Source organism: Candidatus Synechococcus spongiarum (assembly GCF_900047545.1).
In the GTDB taxonomy this organism is placed as follows: Bacteria; Cyanobacteriota; Cyanobacteriia; order PCC-6307; family Cyanobiaceae; genus Synechococcus_B; species Synechococcus_B spongiarum_C.
In genome coordinates this window covers 1-2,187 of the sequence record NZ_FITM01000114.1, presented here as the reverse complement: position 1 = coordinate 2,187, position 2,187 = coordinate 1, and the positions used below count along the sequence as shown (strand labels likewise).

Annotated in this window: 2 protein-coding genes; one reads left to right on the top strand and one right to left on the bottom strand. The window is 62.0% G+C overall.

All coding sequences use genetic code 11. From position 1 onward, the window contains the following. Positions 1 to 804 (top strand): ATP-binding protein (locus FLM9_RS08155; RefSeq protein WP_218969741.1); only part of this gene is annotated, 804 nt, incomplete at its 5' end. Between the two features lie 60 nt (positions 805 to 864). Here FLM9_RS08155 and FLM9_RS04890 read toward each other — a convergent pair. Then, entirely contained in the window at positions 865 to 2,160 is a 1,296-nt protein-coding gene (locus FLM9_RS04890) for an ATP-binding protein (protein WP_074457523.1), read from the bottom strand. Positions 2,161 to 2,187 lie beyond the last annotated feature (27 nt).

Here is a 2,187-nt window from a genome sequence, read left to right as displayed (position 1 = left end):
GGCTTCCAACTTGAGACCCTGGGGAAGGAAGGGGGTGCAACGCTTGCACAGGCTTTTACGGAAGTTGTGGATCAAGCCAAGACTGACCTGGTGTTGATCGTGGACGAGGTGCAGCAGGCCATCACCAGCGAAGACGGCCATCAGATGCTCCTTGCCCTGAAGGCGGCACGGGATGCCGTCAATCTCCAACCCCACATGCCGGGCAATTTCCTGTTCATTGGTACGGGGTCCCACGGTGCCCAGATCAGTGAACTCACCACCAGGCGTAACCAGGCATTCGCGGGAGCCACGTCTCTCCCCTATCCCGTTCTGGGAAGGGATTACGTGGAGCACGTCCTGCAACAGCTAGGGGAAGCTGGCATCACGCCGTTGCCGTCGCTGGATGGGGCTGTTGCCTGCTTCGAGACCCTGGGTAACCGGCCAGAGGAGCTTCAGCAGGCCCTCAGGCAGATGCACGCCGCTGCATCCTCGGGTGTTGAACCCGACACACTCCTACCAGTGATTGCCAACACGCTGCGCTCCAAGGCCGTGGACATTGAACTGGGCAAGGTGGAGGGGATAGGTGGCCTGGCGTTGGCTGTCTTCAGCCGTGTGGCCCGTGTCGATGGCAATGCCCGCGGCCTCTTCTCAGCAGAGGCTGCCACCGAGTACGCCAAGGCGATTGGTCGTGAGGTGCGAATTGACGAGATTCAGCCTGTGGTCAACGAGCTGGTGGCAGAAAATATCCTCATGCACCCCAGCCACGGCCACTACGAGGTCACCGATCCCTATGTAAAGGAGATCTGGCGTGAGCATCAGGCCTGACCGCCAGAGACGTGAGCGGAGTGGGGCTAATGCAATCATGGGCCGGCTTCCACCCGGCCCTTAACACGGATCCAACAAGGCCAATCGAGCAGCACCCGTGAGCAGGTATTGGATGGGATCGTTCCCGTGGCGCGGCAGGGCCTCAACCGCCACGGCGCTGCCCGGATCTTGAAGGATCTGGGACACAGCTGGTTGGGAGAGCTTCCAGATCTTCTGCAGTTGCTTCTGGGTTTGCGGAGCAGCGGCATCTTTCGCCGCCCAGGCTTCCAACCGTTTCCATGTGGCGCTGCCCAATTGTCGCTTCAGCTCCACTCGTTGGGACCCGTGCAGCACGGTGAATAGGGCGTCCCGGCTGATGGGGGCCAGACTCCCAGGTGCAATGGTCTGCTGCTGCTCGGTGATCAACAGTTCAACAACCCCATCCTCCAGAGCCCGCAGCATGGCCCGCAGGTCCCCACGAAACAACTCGTACAACTCCTGAATCACGGCAGCATCCACCGGGGCAGGCTGGGGACCACTGGTGTCCAGTTGCAGCGCCTCGTAGCGCTTCTGGAGCAGGTGCTCCACTTCAGCGAGGGACAGAGCGTCCAGCACCAGCGGTTCGGAGAACACCGAGCGCACCTGAGGATGGCGCAACACCGCTGTGCAGACGGCATCGGTTGTGCCCACCACAATCAGGTGCAGACCCTCCAACACCAGCGCTTGATCCCGCACAGCCCGCAGCTTGTCGGCCGCCTTCTGTGCATGGTCTGTGCTGATGTTTTCCAGGTTATTGAGGTGCAGCAGGACACCCTGAGCCCCTTGCTCCAGGGCATAACCCAGCAGATTGTGGAGCACCCGCGGCCCATCCAGCAGCAGGGCGCTGGGAGGCTGGGATACCTCCTCGCTGCGGGAGACACTGCCACTGAAGCCAAAAGCGCCAACGGTGAGCCCACCGCCATGGAGCCGGAAGCTGCTGACCAACTGCTGTGCTGTCTCCACCTCAGGCCCCAAAGCGCTGGCACAAGCGGCCGTTACCGCCCCGTAGACACCGGACAGTACTTGACCTAGCAGGTCCAGACTGCTGGCCTCCGGGGTCAAGGCAATGCTCTTGGGGGCAACCCAGTAGCCGGCATCCCTGGCCTCGGCCTTCACCACCTCCACCAGGGTGGTTTTGCCGATGCCGGGCCTGCCGGCCACCGCCTGCCGGGAACCGGTCAGGCTGCCCTCGATCCGAATCAGCAGCTTCTGCAACTCCCTTTGCCGACCGACAAAGAGAGAAAGGGACGTGTTCCGGGCATTGCGGCTGAGGCTATCCTGAAAATAGGGGGAACCCCGCAGGTTGTAAGCCTGCCAGGGATGGGGACGGTGGGTCATGGCATTTGGCAGAGGATGCTCAGGAGA